Genomic DNA, 20694 nt, shown 5'->3' on the forward strand with positions numbered 1-20694 from the left:
ACATGGCAGGTGGAAAAATTACTAGAATAGTAGGTGGTACTAATAGCATAGAATGTGAAACCTGGACAGTTTACACAGAGGAGTTTTCAGCGTATGCCGGACAAGGAAGCCACTTCACAGCAGATGGAAAAACCAATTTCGGAGAGCCAAAGGAAGCTCCATCCTCATACACTTATTTTGAAAAAGGTTGGTGGACCGATGAAGAAGGCAAGGAAATCAAAGAAGCCCGGTTAGGTGATAAGGTTCAGTTTCATTTGAAAATGAAAAACATTAAGTCTCCTGAAGGAAAAAAAGTGAACCTAGAATTACGGGAATGGGATGAGTTTGATTTTCTGCTTTATATTTTAAGTTTAGCTAATAAGGAATTGGCTGGCTACAAAAATACCAAAGGCTATGAAAAAATAAATATGGTAAGTACCGATCCTGAAAATCAGGAAGTGCTAACGGATTGGAAATTAAATGAAAGTTCTGAAATAGTAATATCTTTACTTTTGAGCGAAGATGCACTGATAAAAATGATGGCCAATGATGAAGGCAGAGATCTGGAACTTTATTTCAGATGTAAATATATTGATGAAAATAATTTTATTGAAGTAGCAGAACTGCCCTGGGAAAACTGGAATTACCTGAAAGTAAAACTTAAGCCGGTGGTAGAACCTATTATTTTCGTTCATGCTTCAGATAAGCATCTTTTACCTGCAATATATTCTGCCGAAAATGGAAGTCCGTGGTATGTTTCAGCCATGAAAAACGGACTGTATACCAATAAAGTGAATACCTTATCAAAACCTTATGGAACTGCTGGTAAAAAAGAACTTACCGCTTTTGAAAAGAAAGCATATAATATTGCCATAAGAAATCTGGAGAAGAAGAATTTCTTCAGTACTATAAGAAAAGGAGCAACTTCTGAGTACTATTATTATGATGTATCGGATATTGACAACAGGTTTAAGAAGGAGATAAAAAGAGCCATAAATGTAGGAACTGAAACATCCGCCAATGTATCCAAAGGAATTAACGCGATAGAATATGAATCCGGAAAAGGTCTTGCTGGAAAAATAAAAATTGTAGGTGAAGTTATGGGGATCTTTGGGGTGTTATCTGATATGGCTGCTTTATTAAGAGGGTCTGTAGATCACAAGATTCCGCCACCGTCTATTATTCCGCCGTTTGTGATGATGGAGGTTGACCGAATGATGGAAAACATGAAGGAAGGATTTAGAGAATTTTGGAATGAAAAGCTAAATAAAGCTATTTCTGATGGACTTTCAGCAACTAAACGATTTTTAATGTTTGATGGATATAATGAAAATGAACGTCTTGATTTTAAAGTAATTGAGATGACTGAAGATGGGATAATTAAAATTTTAAATAAAGAAGTTTCTTACATAAATGATAAAGATAACAAAAACTCTCCTAAAATGATTGAGACATTATCTAGTGTTGGAAACGGAAAACATGACTGCGGGATTTTAGTGCAATCAATGGAAGGCTTAGACAAGTACAATAGAATAACAACATTTCATTATATTCATGTCATATTTGTAAATGATTTAAAAATTTAACAATGAAATTTCTCCAATATTTAATTTTCATATTTCCATTACTAGCTTCATGTCAACAATATGATAGACAGGCGTATGATAGCGAAGAAGTAAAATTAAGGAAACTACCCACTAATTTAGACCAATTAATTATTGACAGTTTATGGCAAAAAAGAGATTCCGCTTCCTATATAAGATTTAAAAATGTAAAAATAATTCTCTTAAAAGATGTAAAAGTTATTCCAAACTGGATTACTCATTATAGTAGATTACAAACTATATACACAGCTAATAGCATTAATAAAATTCACAAAATACCAGAATCTCTGACTAAGTTAACTGGGCTTAGTGATATTGACATTAGTAATAATGAAATTTCTGTTTTACCGCAAAACATTTTTTCCTTAAAAAAAGTAAACAAAATAAATTTAGAAAACAATAAGTTTAAACAAGTTCAAAAAGAATTTGGGAAATGGAAAAACCTAAAAATTTTAATTTTAGATAATAATGAGATTGAAAATATTCCTGTTGAAATATGCTCAATTGATAACTTGATTATGTTAGGATTAAATAAAACAAATATTACTACACTCCCTACCTGCATAAGTAACATGGTAAATTTGGAGACCCTAAGTATATCCTATACAAAAATAACAACATTTCCAATGGAGATTTTAAAAGCTCCAAAACTTAAAACAATTGATGCAAAAGGTCTTAAATTAAAGAATTATAAAGAAATTAAAACTATTTGTGAAAAAAAGAATATCACATTATATTATGATGAATAACGAGTATTCTATATCTGACTAAAAATCTACTGTTAATAGATGAATTTTTTTATAAACATTTTACTATTTATCCCATTGTTATGTTCTTGTCAACAGTACAACAGCCCAGCCTATGATGAAAAAGAAAAAGTATTAAGAAATTTTCCTGTAGAAAACAGTACAAGGATGGTTATGGATTCTCTATGGAATAAAAGAGATTCGCTTACCTATCTTAGGCTTAAAAATCTTGAAATTGTCGCAATGAGTGAGGTGTCATACATTCCAAATTGGATTGGTGATTTTGATAAAATGGAAATATTCCAGGTTTTCAATGAAAAAAATAAAATAAAAACAATTCCTCAAAGCTTTGGTAAGCTATCAAGTTTAGTTCAGATTAACATTCCAAACAATCACGTTTCTTCACTTCCAAACTCATTTTATGATTTAAAAAAATTGAAATATTTAGATTTTGAAAACAATCCTATAAAATTGTTAGATAAAAAGATTGAAAATTTTCAGAATCTAAAGATATTAATATTAGAAAAAACAGATATTAAAACCTTACCTATCGAATTTTGTAAGTTAAACAAATTGGAATCTTTAAACCTTAATTTTTCGAAAATAATAGACCTACCAAAGTGTTTAGGGATATTGCAAAATCTAGTTAGGGTAGATGTCTCAAATACCCAACTTAAAGAATTTCCTGTTGAAATTCTAAATGCCCCTAAGTTAGAAACAATCCATGCAAATGGCTTAAAACTCAAAAATTACAAGGAAGTGAAAGCTATCTGTGAGAAAAGAAATATCACTTTTTACTATGATGAATAAAGTATTCACGCAATAGAATATGAATCCGGAAAAGGTCTTGCAGGAAAAATAAAAACTGTAGGTGAAGTTCTGGGGAAACCTCTACTACTTTATAAAACAAAAAACTTTGCCCAAACGGACAAAGTTTATATAATTGTATGATTTGTTTTTTAGAAAAGGAAGGTTACCGCAAGATAAGTAATTGCAGCTACTATTGCAGAGATTGGAATGGTTAAAACCCAAGCCCAAAGTAAGCTTACAGTGATTCCCCATCTTACCGCTGAAATTCTTTTCGTTAATCCTACCCCGATGATAGAACCTGTAATCGTGTGTGTAGTAGATACAGGAATACCAAAGTGATCTGTGATGAATAAGGTAATAGCACCTGCAGTTTCTGCACTTACTCCTTCTAATGAAGTTACCTTAGTAATCTTAGTTCCCATTGTTTTGATGATCTTCCAACCACCGCTCATGGTACCTAAACCAATAGCAAGGAAAGAAACCAAAGGAACCCAGATATAATGCTGTGCAAAATAATCAAAACGTTCTGCAGAAGGAATATTCAAATATTGCGCATCCTGAAGCATATTAACGTGATAATAGATTACTGCTGCACCAATGATCCCCATTACTTTCTGTGCATCATTCAAACCGTGCCCTAAACTGAATAAGGCTGAAGAAGCCAACTGTAATCTTTTAAAAGACTGATCTGCTTTGTGTGGGTTTGATCTTTTATAAAGGTGTACGATAATCAGGGTAATGATGATCGAGATAATCATCCCTATGATCGGTGCCATGAAAATGAACAGGAAGATAGGAATTACTTTATCAAACTTTACTACACCCTGTTGGGTTACCTGGCTGAAAGCTTCTTTAATGGTATCCCACATCCCAAGTCCGGGTTGTGCTGCAGCCACATCATGATAATCCATCATGAAAGCGTGCATAAGAGCTGCTCCTAAGAAACCTCCGATCAGCGTATGTGAAGATGATGAAGGGATCCCGAACCACCATGTCAAAAGGTTCCATGCAATTGCGGCGATAAGGCCGGAAAATATAACCTCAAGAGTGATAAAATTCTCATTAACTGTTTTGGCAATTGTATTACCAATTTTGAATTCTCCAATAATGTAAGCAGCAATAAAGAAAGCTGCAAAGTTCCAAAGCGCCGCCCAAAGTACAGCCTGGAATGGAGTTAAAACTTTTGTAGAAACTATAGTTGCAATTGAGTTGGCTGCATCATGGAAACCATTGATATAATCGAAGATCAGGGCCAGCGCAATAATAACTACAAGTAAAATCGGAAATTCCATTTTTTGCTATGTATTAGGCGTATTTAATCATGATGTTCTCAATCGTATTGGCAACATCTTCTGCTTTGTCGGTTACAATTTCAAGGTAGTTTAATACGGATGAAACTTTAATAATGTTGATGGCATCATTGGTTTCAAATAATTCTACCATTGAGTTGGAAAGCAAATCGTCAGCAATATTCTCAATAGAGTTCACCTTAATACAAGCCTCTTTCACCTGTTCCATATTTTTGAACCCTTTAAGGTTTTTCATTGCATTCTGAATTTCAAGACATGCTTTGTGGATCAATAAAGAGAAGTCTGAATAAGCCTTCATCTCAGGTGATTTGTAAAGGAAAATATATTTTGTGGATGCGTAGATATAATCAGCGATATCATCAAGCCCTGTTGCCAGTGTGTGAATGTCTTCACGGTCAAAAGGTGTAATGAAGTTCTTTCCTAGTTCTACGAAGATTTCGTGAGTAAGTTCATCATTCTTGTGTTCAAAGTCGCTCATTTTCTTCAACATTGAATCGTCATTAAGATCGAAATCCTTGATTCCTGTGTTGAATTCTTCTGACATTGCAACTAGATTTTCAGTTACTTTTTCGAAAAGTACAAAGAAGATTTTATCTTTTGGTTGAAAAGCGTGGAAAATATTACCAATTCCCATTTTTTAGTATTTATAATTCGTGTGCAAATTTCTTAAAAAAGGATTGTACGTGAAACTATATAACATTAAGTTTTGTTAACATTCGCTTAACTACTGATTATCAAATAAAAAAACCGGCATTAATGCCGGTTTTGTATGGTATAAGAAGAGATTAGTTTGCTACTTCAGCTCTCATATCTTTTCCTTTGAACTTCATCGATTGAATATTGCTCAAAACATTGTCTTTGAACGATTTTTCAACTTCGAAGAAAGAGAATTTCTCAAGGATCTCGATATCACCGATTTCAGCTCTTTTCTTGCTTTTTCCGCCAGCAGTAGCTTTGTTGATAATATCTAAAACATCAAGTTTCTTCAAGTGGTCTTTTTTACCAAGGTTGAAGAAGAATCTTACCATGTTTTCATCTCTTCTTCTTGGCTTTCCGCCACGATCTCTGTCTCTTCCACGCTCTCCACGCTCTCCTCTATCTCTGTCGCGACCTCTATCTCTGTCTCTGTCACGTCCACGGTCTCTTCTTGAGTAGTCGTCATCTCTGTTGCTTAATTTCTGCTCAACAAGGTCGTGCTTGTCTTTGTAGTATAAAGCAAGATCCTTCAACTGGAACTGTAGAAGCTGATGTACCAGTTCTTCTTTTGTAAAGTTGCTCAGATCCGGGATTAAGCTATCATCAAATTCGAAAAGATCTTCGTGCTCCGTCAATAGTTTTTCGAATACACCTCCTACCTGAGCTTTGATAATATCTTCACCTGTAGGGATAAATCTTTCGTTGATCTCAATTTTTGTTGCAGATTTGATCTGTTTCAGCTTTCTGCTTTCTTCAGGCTTGATTAAAGCCATAGAAATACCATCTTTTCCGGCTCTACCTGTTCTTCCGCTTCTGTGAACGAATACTTCAGGATCATCTGGTAAAGAGAAGTGAATAACGTGAGTTAAAGAGTTTACATCCAATCCTCTTGCTGCCACGTCTGTCGCTACAAGAATATCAATGTTTTTCAATCTGAATTTCTTCATTACCGTATCTCTCTGTGCCTGAGAAAGATCACCATGAAGAGCATCAGCTGCATATCCGTTCTGCATTAAGAAATCAGCAACCTCCTGAGTTTCCATTCTCGTTCTACAGAAGATGATGGAGTACTGGTTAGGGTTTGCATCGATAAGTCTCTTCAATGCTTCTTTTTTCTGACGGTATCCTACAACATAGTATTCGTGAGTAATGTTCTTCTTCACTTCGTTGATAGAACCTACTGAAATACGATGTGGCTTTGTAAGATAATTTTTAGAAATTCTTTCCACTTCTTTATTCATCGTTGCAGAGAATAAGAAAGTTTGTTTCGTTTCCGGAGTTTCGCTTAGAATGGTTTCCAATTCATCCTTGAATCCCATAGAAAGCATTTCATCAGCTTCGTCTAATACTAACCAATGAATCGCAGAAAAGTCTAATGCTTTTCTGTTGATAAGATCAATTACTCTTCCCGGAGTTCCCACGATAATTTGTGGTTTGTCCTTCAAAGATCTCATCTGCTCTACAATACTACTTCCACCATAAACCGCAGTTGTCTTGATGTCTTTCATATACTTAGAGTAATTCTTTATGTCCTTCGAAATCTGAAGACATAATTCCCGTGTCGGACAAAGCACCAATAATTGGATTTTGCGACTCGTATCGTCAATCATATCCAAAATCGGAAGCGAAAACGCTGCTGTTTTGCCTGTCCCTGTCTGCGCAAGTGCGATCAAGTCGCGAATATCTGAAAGAATAAAAGGGATAGTCTGTTTTTGGATTTCTGTTGGGCTTTCGTAACCCAGTTCGCCAATTGCCTTAAGGATATCAGGACTTAAATTGGTTTCCGTAAATAAATTCATTAACTATTTTAAAATTTTTGCAAAGATACAATAAATATTTGATTTGTTTTTGAATAAATTTTTAAATATCCAAACTTAAATTCACAATCCTTTAATATATTTTTAATTTTTGGAAAATTAAATCTAAAAAAACAAGCCTTAGGTTAAAAAGTTGTTAAACATTGTTTTTTTTTATTAAATTGGATTGATTTTTTCTGTGAAATTTATGAATTTTCAAAAATAAAGCCATGAAAAGCAAATTTTTCTTTTTGATATTCTCGTGCATAGTCGTTGAAATATTTGCCCAAACACCCAATTATCCGTCCGCCTGGACTCTGGAAAATTGTATTGAATACGCCAAAGAAAATAATATTTCCATCAATTCCCTCAGGCTTTCAAAAAATTCTGCCCAACAGGATCTTCTTCAGGCAAAAGACGCCAAATATCCCAACGTAAGCGGAACCGTTTCACAAGGACTTTTTGCTCTTAACGGAAGTGACGGACTTCACATGACCGGAGCACAATCCCAAAGCATCGGAGCCAATTCTTCCATAACCCTTTATCATGCCAACTATATTAAAAACAATGAAGCATCTAAGAATCTTCTGGTGCAAATGGCAGATTTGTCTGTACAGGAATCCGAAAATAATATAACACTCAATATCACCCAGGCCTATCTCAATATTCTGATGAACCAGGAAAACATCGTTTCTCTTGAAAATGTTCTGAAGACTACACAAACTCAGTTAAAACAAGGCGACCAGCTGTATAAAGCCGGAAGTCTTTCCAAATTAAATTATCTTCAGATCCAGTCTCAGGTTGCCCAGGATCAATACAACCTGGTTGCCGCTCAGAATAATCTACGGACCAATACTGTTAACTTAAAACAAATTCTGCAGCTGCCTTCCGGTTATGATTTTCAGATTGTAAAACCTGACAGTATTATCGTTGATGACCAGTTGAACCCCTTACAAGATGTTCAAAATCTGGCACAAAATCAACGTCCGGAAGTAAAATACGGTGAATTGAATGTAGAAAATTCCAACACGAATCTGAAAATAGCGAAGGCCTCTATTCAGCCTACTTTGAGTTTAGTTGGAAACATTTCCACCAATTATTCCAACGGAAACGGAAATTATTTTAACCAACTGGGAAACAATTTTTATATGCCCATCGGATTAAGTCTTGGCATTCCGATTTACAACAACAGAATTTACAAAACACAGATTGAAAAATCAAAAATCGCCATTGAACAGGCCAATCTTGACTTACAGAACACCAAAACAATTCTGAATCAGCAGGTAGAACAATCTTACATCAATTTTCAGAATGCTTTGTCACAATATGATTCTGCCTCCCAACAAATGGACATTAGCAAGCAGAGCTATGATATTGTGAATGCCCAGATGAAAATCGGAAGCATTGATTATGTACAGCTTCAGCAACAACGATTGCTTTATATACAGTCTGTTCAGAATTATCTTCAGGCAAAATATACGGCAATTCTCAATAAACAGATCTACGAATTTTACGCAGGTAACCCTATAAATCTAAAGTAAGCTATGAAAACAAAGAATAAAAAATGGTTGTACTGGATTGTGGGCGGCATCATTGTGATAGGTGCAGTCTGGTTTTTCTTCATTCGGGAAAAAGAAATAAAAATTCAGCTGGAAACAGTGAAGCCTGAAATGGGAGAAATTTCAAATTCCATTACGGCTACAGGAACTATTCAGCCTGTAGATACGGTTGCAGTAGGTACTCAGGTATCGGGAATCATTAAAAATATTTATGTTGATTTTAATTCAACCGTAAAAAAAGGTCAATTACTGGCCACTTTAGATCCGGATCTGCTTCAGTTTCAGTCGGAGCAAATCAAAGCCAACCTTCAAAATGCAAAAAGCAATCTTGCTTACAATGAAATCAATATCAACAGACAGTCTCAACTGTACAAAGTGGGCGCTATCAGCAAAGCGGATTATGATGTTGCCACCAATCAGTACAATGCAGCAAAAGCACAGGTAGGTTCAGTGAATGCTCAGCTTTCCACTGCTAATAAAAATCTGTCGTTAACTAATATTTATTCTCCCATTGACGGAACGGTACTCAACAGAAATGTAAGCGAAGGACAGACAGTGGCCTCAAGCTTCAGTACTCCTACCCTTTTCAGTATTGCCAAAGATCTTACCAAGATGAGAGTTCGGGCATCGGTAGATGAAGCAGATATCGGAAATGTAAAAGTAGGTCAGAAAGCCACATTTACAGTAGATGCATTTCCGGATGAGACTTTTGATGGTGAAGTATCGGAAGTTCGTCTTCATCCTACCGTTTCATCAAATGTTGTGAATTATACCACCATCATCAATGCAGATAATTCAAGCTTAAAACTGAAGCCGGGAATGACAGCCAATATCACAATTTACACTCAGGTTTTAGACAACATTATGAAAATTCCTGTGGCGGCTACCAGTTTCAGACCTGACAGTCTGGTGATTAAAAAATACAAAGTAAACGCTCCGTTTGCCAATGGTAAAAAACATGAAAAAGGCCAATGGAAAAATCCAAACAAAGGAACTGAAAACAAAAATGAAGCTGCAGTATGGGTGATCACAAAAGACAGTACCATTTCCCGTAAAAAGATAAAAACAGGAATGGATAATGACACCGAAATACAGGTTATTTCAGGATTAAATAAAAACGACAATATCATCACCGGCTATAAAGTTCTGTCAAAAAAATCTTCCGGTGGACAAGCTAAAAGTCCTTTCATGCCTCAAAGAAGAGGTAGTGGAAACAACAGAAACAGCAGTGGCGGCGGTGGCGGACCAAGATAATAAGAATTTTATACTCCTAACCAATCAACCAGCAAACCTAAAACAAAAAGTCATGGCAGAAAAAATTCTTGAGATCATGGATCTGAAAAGAGAATTCAGGATGGGCGAAGAAGTTGTTCATGCACTGAAAGGCGTAACATTCACAGTAGAAAGAGGTGAATTTGTTACCATTATGGGAAGCAGTGGTTCAGGAAAATCTACCTTACTGAATATTATTGGCTGCCTGGACAAGCCATCAGGAGGAGACTATATTCTGGATGGTGTCAATATTAAAAATCTTGATCGTGATGAGCTGGCTGTTCTCAGAAATCAGAAAATAGGGTTTGTATTTCAGTCTTACAATCTCCTTCCCAGAACTACGGCAAAAGAGAATGTGGAACTTCCTCTTCTTTATAATTCAAAAATATCTACAGAAGAACGCCACAAAAGAGCCATAGATGCTTTGACAGCAGTAAAATTAGAGAGCAGGATTGACCATCTTCCCAATCAGATGTCGGGAGGGCAACAACAAAGAGTAGCTATAGCCAGAGCTTTGGTAAATGAACCTGTGATGATTCTTGCAGATGAAGCCACAGGAAATCTGGACACCAGAACCTCCTATGAAATTATGGCGCTTATGCAGGATCTTCACCATCAGGGACGAACCATTGTTTTTGTAACCCACGAACCTGATATTGCCACTTTCAGCAGCAGAACGGTTACCCTTCGGGATGGGAAAGTGATTAAAGACATCCAAAATGACAATATAAAATCAGCCAAAGAAGCATTGGAAAATCTTCCGGTAAATGATGATTACAGATAAAGTAAACTAAAAATTTATTACAATGAACCTCTCAAACCTCTTCAGAATTGCCTGGAAAGCCCTTTTAAGAAATAAGCTTCGTGCGTTTTTAACGATGCTAGGTATTATTATTGGTGTGGCTTCAGTGATCGCAATGACCGCCATTGGAGAAGGTTCAAAAAAAAGCATCAGCGACCAGCTTTCTTCGATGGGCTCTAATATGATTACCATCCGTCCGTCCAGCAATGTGAATGTTTCAGGAGGTGCCAGAATTGGAGCTTCCGGATTACAGACTTTGAGACCACAGGATGCAGACGCCATTTCAAAAGGAGCTCCTGATGTTTCTTACGTCTCCCCTGCAGTACAAACCAACGGACAATCCATCAACGGAGCGAATAACTGGCCTACGCAGCTGCAGGGCGTGAATGAGGAATATTTCAGCATCAGAGACTGGAGTATTGCAGAAGGCAATCTTTTCACCAAAAAAGATGTCACTTCATCTAATAAAGTTTGTCTTCTCGGACAGACGGTTTACAATAATTTATTTCCCAACGGTGAAGATGCCGTAGGAAGCATCATCAGATTCAATAAAGTTCCTATGAAAGTGATTGGAATTCTGGCTCCAAAAGGGTCTAATGCCTTCGGGCAGGATCAGGATGATGTAATAATCGCCCCGTTCAATACCGTTCAGAGAAGATTTTTAGGAATAACCTATGTTCAGACCATTTATGCCGCTTCTTCGAATGAAAACACATCACAACAGGCCACCGATCAGGTTTCAGAGATTCTGAGAAAACAGCATAAACTACCTGCAGACGGAAATAATGATGATTTCAGCGTGAGAACTCAGGCAGAGCTTATCTCAACCATGAGTTCTACCAGTCAGCTTCTGACTGTACTTTTATCTGCTATTGCCGGAATTTCCCTTATTGTAGGAGGCATCGGAATCATGAATATTATGTACGTTTCTGTAACAGAACGAACTAAAGAAATTGGATTGAGAATGTCTATCGGAGCAAGAGGAAAAGATATTTTGTATCAGTTTCTTATTGAAGCAGTACTGATCAGCATTACCGGTGGAATTCTTGGGGTACTTTTAGGCATCCTTTCTTCGGAACTGGTTACTTTTTTCCTTTCATGGCCAACTTTTATTACAGAATCTTCCATTATTGTTTCGTTCATTGTATGTGCTGTAACAGGAGTATTTTTCGGATATTACCCAGCATTGAAAGCTTCAAAACTAGATCCAATCGAGGCATTGAGATATGAATAGTTTTTGTACATTTGATTGATGAGATTCGGGGTACGAGATTCGGGGCTTTGAGATTTTGATCCGGGATTCGGGGTACGAAGATTCCGGGTTTAGAAACCGTTTTGAATATCACTTAATAACGGAGTTATTTAGACTTATAAAAATATTGAATATATTAAAACCATTAAGAATGGATTTAGGAAATAAAGTATAGTTAAGATGAATCATTCTGATTTTTAAGCTTAAAGCGAAGCTTATCTTAATACTCTTAACACCTTAAGATAATCTTAATGTTTCAAAAATAAAAGTTTAAACAAGTTCAACAATAAAAAAAACACTTAACACAATATGTCTGCAAGTATTTCCTCCAAAACATTTGATTTTTTAAACAAATTAAATAAAAACAATAACCGCGATTGGTTTAATGAAAACAAAAACCTGTACACAGAGTCTCAGCAAAACGTGGTTTCATTCTTAGATGAACTCATCAGAGAGATGTCTGGTTTTGATGAAGAACTTGCTAAAATAGACAGTAAAAAAGCCTTATTCAGAATTTACAGAGACACCCGTTTTTCCAAGGACAAATCTCCTTATAAAACCAATTTCGGAGCTTCTCTGGGCATGGGAAAAGGAAATCAGAAAGGAGGTTATTATCTTCACATGGAACCAGGAAAGTCCTTTTTAGCCGGAGGAATCTACATGCCTGAATCTTCTGTCCTGAAAGATGTTCGCAAGGAGATTTCTTTGTATGGAGACGATTTTCTAAAAATTCTCAATAATAAAGATTTCAAAAAACATTTTCCGGAGCTTGATCAGGAAGACAAACTGAAGAAAATACCTCAGGGGTTTGAAAAAGAAGATCCTATGGGAGAATATCTCAAACTTAAAAATTTTATTGTGGTCTATTCTCTGAAAGATGAGGAAGTCCTGGATAAAAATGCAGTGAAAAGCATGACCAAAGTTTTCAAACTGATGAAACCTTTCAATGATTTCCTGAATACCCCTTTTCTTTAGACAGTTTTATTTTTCAACTACAGATCACTCGGTTTTTTGCAGATCATTGAGTGTATTTTGGTTGAATTTCTATTTCTACAGAATGTTTTAAAGAAATGTTCAGGGTATACAGGTGTCTCTGTGACAAATCAAAAATATAGTAAAATTCAACAGGTTACAAAAACAAATTCCAGGAATCCATCCTGAAAACCAACCCATTATAATTAACATTTTTTAAGAAAAGTTTTACATTTTTACGTATCTTTGCTGTTCGCCAAAAAGCCAAAGATGTCTTTATACCAAAAAATTGCAGAGAAACTACAATACATAAGCCCGAATTTCTACAAAAAAAGATATTTTAAAGCTTTAAATAATCTTAATAAAAATAACTTTTCGGAACGTAATGTAGAACCGGAATTGGTATGGATCAAAGAATACCTTCCTAAAAATGCTGTAATACTTGATATTGGTGCCAATGTGGGAACTTTCCTTTATCAGCTGGAAAACACCTTGAAGCATGAGCATATTTATGGTTTTGAACCTAATAAAAAGCTTTACAGAAGACTGAAAAGACTGTTTTCTGACATGCACATTCTCCCTCTGGCTCTTTCGGATGAAAACAGAATAGCAGAGTTCAAAGTACCCATTATTAATGGAAAAACGATTGCTTCCCGTGGTACTTTAAACACTTCTTACAAAGAAAAAGGAGAAGAGAAAAGCTACACGGAACAGGTAAAAGTTATTAAACTTGACGAATGGGCAGCACTGGAACATTTCAACAGACTTGATTTTATCAAAATAGATGTTGAAGGAAACGAAATAAAAACTCTTTCCGGAGCAAGAGAAACCATCAGACAATTCAAACCGACCTTAATGGTTGAAATGGAGCAAAGACACCATGAAACTCCTATATGGAATGGAATATCCGAAGTGATGAGCTGGGGATACGATGCCAGATATCTGAACAGAAACAGCTTTACGCTGGAAGATCTTACAGAAGATATCATAACACAAAATACAAACGACGAAAAAAATAAAACTCAGTACATCAACAATATTATTTTTATACCTAAAAACATTTAAAACGACTTATGAGTGTAGTAGCGAGACAAGGCTTCAAATATTCCATTATCGGTTATATTGGTTTTTTGCTGGGCACCGTTTCCGCAATATTTATATTTCCGAATGATTTTGAATTTTACGGAAAGCTACGCTACATTCTTCCCACGGCTGAAATGCTGGTTCCTTTTGTTGTTTTGGGTATTTCTTATTCGAATGTGAAATTTTTTCACAAAGTAGAAAAAGACGGTAAAAAACAGAATATGCTGTCACTGTCACTCCTGACGGTTTTTATCAACTTTATTATTTTCACGGCTGTATTTTTTATCCTTCCTTATTTTTATCCGAAATTCAGGCATTCAGAAGCATGGAAGATCAAGGAAATGATTCTGCCATTGATTTTAATCCTTTCATTCTGTGCGATTTTCAATAAATACACATCCAATTATAAAAGAATTGTGGTTTCCAATATTTTCGACAATCTGTTTCCGAAAATAGCGAATCTGGGAGCTTTCTGTCTCTTTTTCTTTGCTTTATCACAGAATATTACAGCTTCTACTTCGCAGACCATTGCATATGTTTTCTTTTTTGGAATATTCTTTTTAATGCTTTTGGGGTATATTTATTACACCAACAAACTGGAAAAAATTCAGCTGGATTTCAATACCGATTATTTTAAAAAGAATAATTTCTGGAAAGAATTTTTCAATTACAGTTTCTTTGGATTCCTGGGAACTTTTGGGAATTATCTGGCGATCAACAGCTTTATGATCGGAGAATTTATGGGAATGGAAGAGGTTGGAATTTACTCTGTTCTGTATGCTCTGATCTCATTGATTTCTATTCCACAGCTTGGATTATTTAATATTTCAGCACCTATCATCAACAAAACTCTGGCAGACGGAGATATGGTGGAACTGGACAGGTTTCATAAAAAAACATCTTTAACACTCTACTTCCTTGGAGCTGTTTTATTCTCATGTATTATGGTAGGATTTCCTTATCTGACGCAATTTATGCCAAAGAACGGAACCATGCTCAGAGAATATGAACCCGTAGTCTGGATCTGGGGTTCTGCTGTATTAATAGACCTTGCTACCGGATTCAACGGGAATATTATTTCGCTTTCAAAATATTACAGATTCAATATTCTGGTAATGCTTCTGCTGGCCGGACTGACTATCGGACTGAACTATTATTTCATTAAAAATACAGACCTGAAACTGATCGGAATTGCTTTATCTACTGCAATTTCACTGACCATTTACAATGTGGTGAAAATCATTTTCAATTATATCGTATTTAAGGTTTCCCCTTTGAGTATTGAAATGATTTTTGTTTCCATTATCTGTACTTTAGCCATTACAGTAGCCATTGTTCTTCCCAATTTCAACAGCAATCTGCTTAATCTTGTTTATAAACCTGCAGTGGTCTTGATACTGATCTATGTCGGAAATTACTTCACCAGGATTTTCCCGGTTGAAGATTATCTGAATATGAGATTTATTAAGAGTGTATTTAAGATAAAATAAGTGCTTTTAAGACAGAAAAAGACAATAATCCAAAGTTTTTTATATCAAGCCAGTTAGAAATTGCTCCAGCTTTTTCTGAACTTCTTTCCTGCTGTATGCTGTATAAAAATCAAATGGGTTTTCAGAAACGGTTTTTAACTGTTCAAGAACATTTTCTTTTTCAGGAATAATAAAATTTAGTTTTGAAGGATAATTTCCAGGAAAAACAGCCAGTTTTCCATAAGCTATGGCATCGCCAAGGTTTCCCGTCATTTTAGTAAATCCATACGTTTCTTTCATGCTGAAAAATTCTGTATCCTGCTGAATCGGACACCATAAAACATCTGCTTTCTGCATCCACTTTTCAAATTCTTCAGAAGAAACTCTTTCGGAAAAATAGGTGATTTCAATGTTTTCAGGCAGTTTTTCAGACAAATGTTGCAGTTGTTTCAATTCATGTCCGTTTGCTTTTCCAAGGAATATAAATTGGTAAGACTTATCTGCATTCAGATTCTGAATAGTTTCAAAAATATAATGATAATCTCTTCTTTTCTGTGAAACACCACCTGGAATCACCACTACAAACTTTTCATTTTTCGCTTTGTCAAAATCTCTTGTATAAAACAGTGGCAAATACTGATATCTCCCTGAAATCAAAGCTTCATCCAACACGAAAAGAGTTCTTGAAGTCTGATACACTTTGGTTTTGTAGAACAAGCCTTCTTTCAGCCACAATTTTAGCCTGAAGATAATGTCGCCTTTGAAAACACTTTTCATCAGATCCAGCTTGGAAGCTTTTATGAAATTAAGATTATGGGAAATAACTGCTGTATTGTACTTTTTTGTGATCGCTAAAAATGTATTGAAATAACGGTGTACAGTACCTATGACCACAAGATCATATCCTTTTCCCTTTAACTGATCCAGAATCATAGAACTATCTGATAAAAACACAGCTTCATGGCGGTGACTTACCTGATCTTTGATTCTTTTTGAAAAATAATAGTCTACTGCAAAATCCTCAGAACCTTCCATAATATCCATGAAAGCCTGGGCAATTTCTGCGTGAGTATCTATTTCTATGTAAGCTATTTTTTTCACGGGTTAACGGGAGTTATATCATAAGATTTGGCTAAAGCCAATCGATTTTATTTTTTTTATTAAACGGGTTTAAACCCGTTCCTATTGATGAACATTTACAACATTTAGAAAATCACCCTCTACATTTTCAGCCATTTCTTCTTCAACATTCTCCAACGTTGATCATTGACGGCTTTCTGTTCTTCTCTGGTAATTTTAAGTTCAAGTTTCTTTGATCTGCAGCTTTCATAAGAGTTGATAATATCGAAGAAAAATGAAGCAGATTTGCTTTTCATAGCTTCTTTTGAAGAGGCAATATAAGCCAGAAACCTGTTCAGTCCCAAGAAATAAAAATATCTTCCGTAATAATCCGCAGGACGTATGGTGTAATCGGCTCCTTTTACTTTAATCAGCTTTACATGGAGCTCCGGAAGTACAACTTCTTTCCATCCCAGATGATCCAGCAATATGGAATCAATATTATCCCAACCCAATGTTTCCCTTAAACCACCGATCTGCACAAAGCATTCTTTACGGTAAGCCTTCATAGGACCTCTTACATGATGTTTATTGGAATTTCCTTCATACACCCAGTTTCCTTCTTTTTCTATGTACAGAAGCCCTCCAACAAGCCCGTATTCAGGATTATTGATAAAAGCTGTTGCTACTTCCGCCAGATAATTTTCCGGAAGAATGATATCTGCATCAAATTTACAGATGATATCAAATTCATCTATAGATTGAGTCTGAAGTCCGTTTTTAAAAGCGTGAACGACTTTAGAACCTGGCTGATGTTCAGATTTCTGTAGGTTGACTGTTTCAAAACGGGAATCAGTTTCTGTATAGTTTCTGATGACCTCAGCTGTTCTGTCTGTAGAACCGTCATTCACTACCACTACTTTAAAATCTTTGCTACTTTGCTGTTGCAGAGAAGTAAGAGTAAATGGGAGGTTGTCTTCTTCGTTATGGGCAGGAATTATGATTAAAAACCTCACGGAAATGATAAGTTGATTAATGATGAAGGATCAATGATAAGAAGCCATTTCGGAAATCAATTATCATTGATCTTTCATCGTTGATAGAATTTATTTGTTATGCGGTTTCAGCATGTTTTTCGGATCAAGAATTTCATCCAGCTTTTCCTGAGAAAGAATTCCTTTTTCCAAAACAAGGTTGTAAACGCTCTTTCCTGTTTCCAATGCTTCTTTTGCAATCTGTGTAGACTGTTTGTACCCGATATAAGGGTTCAATGCTGTTACAATACCAATGCTGTGTTTTACCATATTCAGGCAAATTTCTTTATTGGCAGTAATTCCAACCACACATTTGTCACGAAGCGTATCTAACGCATTGCAAAGGAAGTTGATATTTTCCATGATGGCATGTGAAAGTACCGGTTCCATTACATTCAGCTGTAATTGACCTGCTTCTGCGGCAAAAGTTACAGTAAGATCATTTCCGAATACTTTGAAACAAACCTGGTTTACCACTTCCGGAATTACAGGATTTACTTTCCCTGGCATGATAGAAGATCCTGGCTGCATTGGCGGCAGGTTGATTTCAAAAAGACCAGCTCTTGGACCTGATGAAAGTAATCTTAAATCGTTACAGATTTTGGACAGCTTCACCGCAAGACGCTTTGTAGCTGAAGAATAAATCACATAAGATCCTGTGTCAGGAGTAGCTTCTACTAGATCCGGTGCTGAAACAATCGGGAATCCTGTAATCTGAGCTAAGTTTTTAGCACAAAGAGTAGCATATCCTACCGGAGCATTTAATCCTGTTCCGATAGCGGTTGCTCCCATGTTTACTTCTACAAATAGGTTGGCATTGTTATTCAGTTTGGAGATATCCTCTTCTAAAGTGGCTGCATAAGCTTCAAATTCCTGTCCCAAAGTCATTGGAACGGCATCCTGAAGTTGTGTACGTCCCATTTTAATAACATCATGGAATTCCTGTCCTTTTGCACGGAAAGCCGTGATAATTCTTTCCAATTTTTCTACCAGTCCAATGTTCATTTGCAACAATCCCATTTTGATTGCAGTAGGATAAGCATCGTTGGTAGACTGAGAAAGGTTGATATGGTCATTAGGTGAACAGAATTCATATTCTCCTTTATTTTTCCCTAGCTTTTCCAACACGATATTGGCGATCACTTCATTCGCATTCATGTTGATAGAAGTTCCTGCTCCTCCCTGAATCATATCTACCGGAAACTGCTCATGATATTTCCCTTCTACAATTTCATCACACGCTTCTGCTATTTTAAAATACAGGTTTTCGTCTAGAAGTCCTAGTTCATAATTGGTTTTAGCTGCTGCTTTTTTTACAAACGCCAATCCTTTTATGAAATCCGGATATGAAGACAAAAGCTGCCCTGAGATTTTAAAATTGTTGATAGCTCTTTGTGTCTGAACCCCATAATAAGCATCTAAAGGCACATTCAGTTCGCCTAATAGATCACTTTCTTTTCTGAAATTTTCCATTACAGATATTTTACTGTTTTTGATCGTTTAAAGATAGCAAAAACGCATCTAACCGATGCGTTTTAATTTGAATTATTTTGTTGGATATTTTTGATTTAAAGCCTGGAGTATTGCCCATGTTTCGCCATCCATAATTCCGTCATAATTCTGTGGACGGAAATGATACTGGAAAGCTTCAATTGTTTTTTTGGTAGCATCATCCCATTTTCCGCTAAGATCAAGTGCATATCCAAATTTCTGCAATGAAGTCTGAATAAGGAAGATAAAACTGGCCTCATTATATCTTGCCGTAATATCAGCCTGTGCTGCCTCAAGATAAGTCTGTTTAGCGGCTTCATCATACCACATTCCAACCTGGTACTCATCATACAGTTTTTTCCATGGGAACATAGGTCCCGGATCCTGCTTTCTTGTAGGTGCAATATCGGCATGCGCCAATACATTCGTAGGCTGAATCTGATATCTTGTCACAATATCTTTAACCAAGGCAGCTACTTTTTTCACCTGGTCATCGCTAAAAGGAGCAAAAGTTCTTTTGCCGGTAGCATCTGTAGTATAGCCTGTATTTACAATTTCAATACCGATAGAATTATCATTGAGATTTTTGTCATTTCTCCAAGCGCTTACTCCTGCATGATAGGCTCGCTTATTTTCATCTACCAATTGATAGATCTCGTTATCTCCTGTATTATTTACCAGATAATGGGCACTCACTGCCTGCTGGGTAAGAACAGTAAGAGATTTATCGTCCGCAAGAGCTGTATAATGTAATATAAGATAACGTTGTCTGAAATTCTGGGCTATCGCAGGGAAATAAGTTTTCACCACCTTGTATCCGGCTGGTTTTGCAGATACAATAGAACCATAACTTGCCGTATTATCATTTTTTGTTGGGTCTGCTATATTAGTAGTAAAAAAGTCTACTCCATGATCAGATACAACTTTTGGTTTTGGAGCGACCGGAGGAGTTGTTTGAACCGTCGGTTTCGCCTGTGTTATTGGGGTTTTCGGTTTGTAAGTATTTTTTTTTACATTTTGTTGAGAAGTACATGAAAAAACGAAAGTGCTTAATCCGATGATATATAATGTTTTACGCATCAGTTTGGTTTTTGAATGATTTATTACCTCAAAAATACACAAAAATTTCTTGAATTTTATTTGGTAAATAAAGAAATCTGTTCTATATTTGCACTCGCAATAACGGAACAACGATCATTAAAAAATAAACAAAAAGGAGGGTTGCCGGAGTGGTTAACGGAGCAGTTTGCTAAACTGTCGACGCGAAAGTGTCGCAAGGGTTCGAATCCCTTACCCTCCGCTCTTCTTATATATTCGGGGCGTAGCGTAGTCCGGTCATCGCGCCTGGTTTGGGACCAGGAGGTCGCAGGTTCGAATCCTGCCGCCCCGACTTTTTAATGTGCTTATTTACTAAGCGAGAATCAACTTCTAAGGGTGCGTAGCTCAGCTGGATAGAGCATCTGCCTTCTAAGCAGACGGTCAAAGGTTCGAATCCTTTCGCGCTCACATAAAGACTTACTATTTTTAGTAAGTCTTTTTTGTTTTTATTCCTTACTTAAAAATCATTGATAAAACAGACTGGATAGAGCATCCCGATTGAAATCGGGACGGTCAAAGGTTCGAATCCTTTCGCACTCACATAAAGACTTACTATTTTTAGTAAGTCTTTTTTGTTTTTATTCATTACTTAAAAATCATTGATAAAACAGACTGGATAGAGCATCCCGATTGAAATCGGGACGGTCAAAGGTTCGAATCCT

General features: G+C 36.1%; 17 protein-coding genes and 3 tRNA genes. 13 read left to right on the forward strand and 7 right to left on the reverse strand.

All coding sequences use genetic code 11. From position 1 onward, the window contains the following. The first annotated feature begins 2 nt into the window (after nt 1-2). Genes NK356_RS14375 through NK356_RS14385 form a run of 3 tightly spaced genes read left to right on the forward strand, consistent with a single transcriptional unit; the run spans nt 3 to nt 3139 of the window. The gene (locus tag NK356_RS14375; RefSeq protein WP_253317293.1) at nt 3-1565 is read left to right on the forward strand and encodes a hypothetical protein; all 1563 of its coding nucleotides are present in this window, start codon (nt 3-5) and stop codon (nt 1563-1565) included. Nucleotides 1566-1567: 2 nt separating this feature from the next. Beyond that, nucleotides 1568-2332, forward strand: coding sequence for a leucine-rich repeat domain-containing protein (locus NK356_RS14380; RefSeq protein ID WP_253317294.1), 765 nt, complete (start codon nt 1568-1570; stop codon nt 2330-2332). 39 nt (nt 2333-2371) lie between these two features. Then, complete coding sequence (locus tag NK356_RS14385) at nt 2372-3139, forward strand: leucine-rich repeat domain-containing protein (RefSeq protein WP_253317295.1); 768 nt, start codon at nt 2372-2374, stop codon at nt 3137-3139. A 149-nt stretch (nt 3140-3288) separates the two neighbouring features. Here NK356_RS14385 and NK356_RS14390 read toward each other — a convergent pair whose 3' ends face one another. The 3 genes from NK356_RS14390 to NK356_RS14400 all read right to left on the reverse strand — a co-directional run bounded on the left by NK356_RS14390 (nt 3289) and on the right by NK356_RS14400 (nt 6944). After that, nucleotides 3289-4431, reverse strand: a complete 1143-nt coding sequence (locus NK356_RS14390) for an inorganic phosphate transporter (protein ID WP_034700227.1) — start codon at nt 4429-4431, stop codon at nt 3289-3291. Between the two features lie 13 nt (nt 4432-4444). After that, on the reverse strand, nt 4445-5083 hold the full coding sequence (locus tag NK356_RS14395; RefSeq protein ID WP_027374906.1) for a DUF47 domain-containing protein: 639 nt from the start codon (nt 5081-5083) through the stop codon (nt 4445-4447). A gap of 151 nt (nt 5084-5234) precedes the next feature. Then, nucleotides 5235-6944 carry a DEAD/DEAH box helicase gene (locus NK356_RS14400; RefSeq protein WP_034700225.1) on the reverse strand — a complete coding sequence of 570 codons (1710 nt, stop codon included), beginning with the start codon at nt 6942-6944 and terminating at the stop codon, nt 5235-5237. Between the two features lie 227 nt (nt 6945-7171). Here NK356_RS14400 and NK356_RS14405 point away from each other — a divergent pair, with 227 nt between their 5' ends. From NK356_RS14405 to NK356_RS14435, 7 genes are all read left to right on the forward strand, one after another. Next, a complete protein-coding gene (locus tag NK356_RS14405) occupies nt 7172-8482 on the forward strand; it encodes a TolC family protein (protein WP_253317296.1) in 1311 nt (436 codons plus the stop codon). A gap of 3 nt (nt 8483-8485) precedes the next feature. After that, entirely contained in the window at nt 8486-9754 is a 1269-nt protein-coding gene (locus NK356_RS14410) for an efflux RND transporter periplasmic adaptor subunit (protein WP_253317297.1), read from the forward strand. Nucleotides 9755-9806: 52 nt separating this feature from the next. Then, a complete protein-coding gene (locus NK356_RS14415; protein WP_034700221.1) occupies nt 9807-10556 on the forward strand; it encodes an ABC transporter ATP-binding protein in 750 nt (249 codons plus the stop codon). A 22-nt stretch (nt 10557-10578) separates the two neighbouring features. Then, nucleotides 10579-11808, forward strand: coding sequence for an ABC transporter permease (locus NK356_RS14420; protein ID WP_034700218.1), 1230 nt, complete (start codon nt 10579-10581; stop codon nt 11806-11808). Nucleotides 11809-12135: 327 nt separating this feature from the next. Continuing rightward, a complete protein-coding gene (locus NK356_RS14425) occupies nt 12136-12801 on the forward strand; it encodes a DUF2461 domain-containing protein (protein WP_034700214.1) in 666 nt (221 codons plus the stop codon). Between the two features lie 267 nt (nt 12802-13068). After that, the gene (locus NK356_RS14430) at nt 13069-13863 is read left to right on the forward strand and encodes an FkbM family methyltransferase (RefSeq protein ID WP_253317298.1); all 795 of its coding nucleotides are present in this window, start codon (nt 13069-13071) and stop codon (nt 13861-13863) included. Nucleotides 13864-13871: 8 nt separating this feature from the next. Continuing rightward, the gene (locus NK356_RS14435) at nt 13872-15371 is read left to right on the forward strand and encodes a lipopolysaccharide biosynthesis protein (protein WP_034700208.1); all 1500 of its coding nucleotides are present in this window, start codon (nt 13872-13874) and stop codon (nt 15369-15371) included. A gap of 39 nt (nt 15372-15410) precedes the next feature. On the opposite strand, the gene NK356_RS14440 is transcribed toward NK356_RS14435, so the two are convergent. The 4 genes from NK356_RS14440 to NK356_RS14455 all read right to left on the reverse strand — a co-directional run bounded on the left by NK356_RS14440 (nt 15411) and on the right by NK356_RS14455 (nt 20014). After that, nucleotides 15411-16451 (reverse strand): hypothetical protein, encoded by a 1041-nt coding sequence (locus NK356_RS14440; protein ID WP_253317299.1) that lies wholly within the window; start codon nt 16449-16451, stop codon nt 15411-15413. Nucleotides 16452-16570: 119 nt separating this feature from the next. After that, entirely contained in the window at nt 16571-17425 is an 855-nt protein-coding gene (locus NK356_RS14445) for a glycosyltransferase family 2 protein (RefSeq protein ID WP_253317300.1), read from the reverse strand. Nucleotides 17426-17515: 90 nt separating this feature from the next. Beyond that, entirely contained in the window at nt 17516-18916 is a 1401-nt protein-coding gene (gene aspA / locus NK356_RS14450; RefSeq protein WP_034700201.1) for an aspartate ammonia-lyase, read from the reverse strand. Between the two features lie 72 nt (nt 18917-18988). After that, nucleotides 18989-20014, reverse strand: a complete 1026-nt coding sequence (locus NK356_RS14455; protein WP_253317301.1) for an N-acetylmuramoyl-L-alanine amidase — start codon at nt 20012-20014, stop codon at nt 18989-18991. Between the two features lie 135 nt (nt 20015-20149). On the opposite strand from NK356_RS14455, the gene NK356_RS14460 reads away from it, so the two are divergent. The 3 genes from NK356_RS14460 (at nt 20150) to NK356_RS14470 (ending at nt 20440) form a co-directional block, all read left to right on the forward strand. After that, a tRNA-Ser gene (locus tag NK356_RS14460) sits at nt 20150-20234 on the forward strand. 15 nt (nt 20235-20249) lie between these two features. Beyond that, nucleotides 20250-20324: transfer RNA gene (locus tag NK356_RS14465), tRNA-Pro, on the forward strand. Between the two features lie 42 nt (nt 20325-20366). Continuing rightward, nucleotides 20367-20440: transfer RNA gene (locus NK356_RS14470), tRNA-Arg, on the forward strand. The last annotated feature ends 254 nt before the right edge of the window (nt 20441-20694 follow it).

This window comes from Chryseobacterium sp. S0630, from assembly GCF_024158915.1.
Lineage (GTDB): Bacteria > Bacteroidota > Bacteroidia > Flavobacteriales > Weeksellaceae > Chryseobacterium.

What these genes read in the sequence shown, in the direction of transcription:
- NK356_RS14375 (WP_253317293.1), top strand. Translation starts at nt 3, where the DNA reads ATGGCAGGTGGAAAAATTACTAGAATAGTAGGTGGTACTAATAGCATA.
- NK356_RS14380 (WP_253317294.1), top strand. Translation starts at nt 1,568, where the DNA reads ATGAAATTTCTCCAATATTTAATTTTCATATTTCCATTACTAGCTTCA.
- NK356_RS14385 (WP_253317295.1), top strand. Translation starts at nt 2,372, where the DNA reads ATGAATTTTTTTATAAACATTTTACTATTTATCCCATTGTTATGTTCT.
- NK356_RS14390 (WP_034700227.1), bottom strand. Translation starts at nt 4,431, where the DNA reads ATGGAATTTCCGATTTTACTTGTAGTTATTATTGCGCTGGCCCTGATC.
- NK356_RS14395 (WP_027374906.1), bottom strand. Translation starts at nt 5,083, where the DNA reads ATGGGAATTGGTAATATTTTCCACGCTTTTCAACCAAAAGATAAAATC.
- NK356_RS14400 (WP_034700225.1), bottom strand. Translation starts at nt 6,944, where the DNA reads ATGAATTTATTTACGGAAACCAATTTAAGTCCTGATATCCTTAAGGCA.
- NK356_RS14405 (WP_253317296.1), top strand. Translation starts at nt 7,172, where the DNA reads ATGAAAAGCAAATTTTTCTTTTTGATATTCTCGTGCATAGTCGTTGAA.
- NK356_RS14410 (WP_253317297.1), top strand. Translation starts at nt 8,486, where the DNA reads ATGAAAACAAAGAATAAAAAATGGTTGTACTGGATTGTGGGCGGCATC.
- NK356_RS14415 (WP_034700221.1), top strand. Translation starts at nt 9,807, where the DNA reads ATGGCAGAAAAAATTCTTGAGATCATGGATCTGAAAAGAGAATTCAGG.
- NK356_RS14420 (WP_034700218.1), top strand. Translation starts at nt 10,579, where the DNA reads ATGAACCTCTCAAACCTCTTCAGAATTGCCTGGAAAGCCCTTTTAAGA.
- NK356_RS14425 (WP_034700214.1), top strand. Translation starts at nt 12,136, where the DNA reads ATGTCTGCAAGTATTTCCTCCAAAACATTTGATTTTTTAAACAAATTA.
- NK356_RS14430 (WP_253317298.1), top strand. Translation starts at nt 13,069, where the DNA reads ATGTCTTTATACCAAAAAATTGCAGAGAAACTACAATACATAAGCCCG.
- NK356_RS14435 (WP_034700208.1), top strand. Translation starts at nt 13,872, where the DNA reads ATGAGTGTAGTAGCGAGACAAGGCTTCAAATATTCCATTATCGGTTAT.
- aspA (WP_034700201.1), bottom strand. Translation starts at nt 18,916, where the DNA reads ATGGAAAATTTCAGAAAAGAAAGTGATCTATTAGGCGAACTGAATGTG.
- NK356_RS14455 (WP_253317301.1), bottom strand. Translation starts at nt 20,014, where the DNA reads ATGCGTAAAACATTATATATCATCGGATTAAGCACTTTCGTTTTTTCA.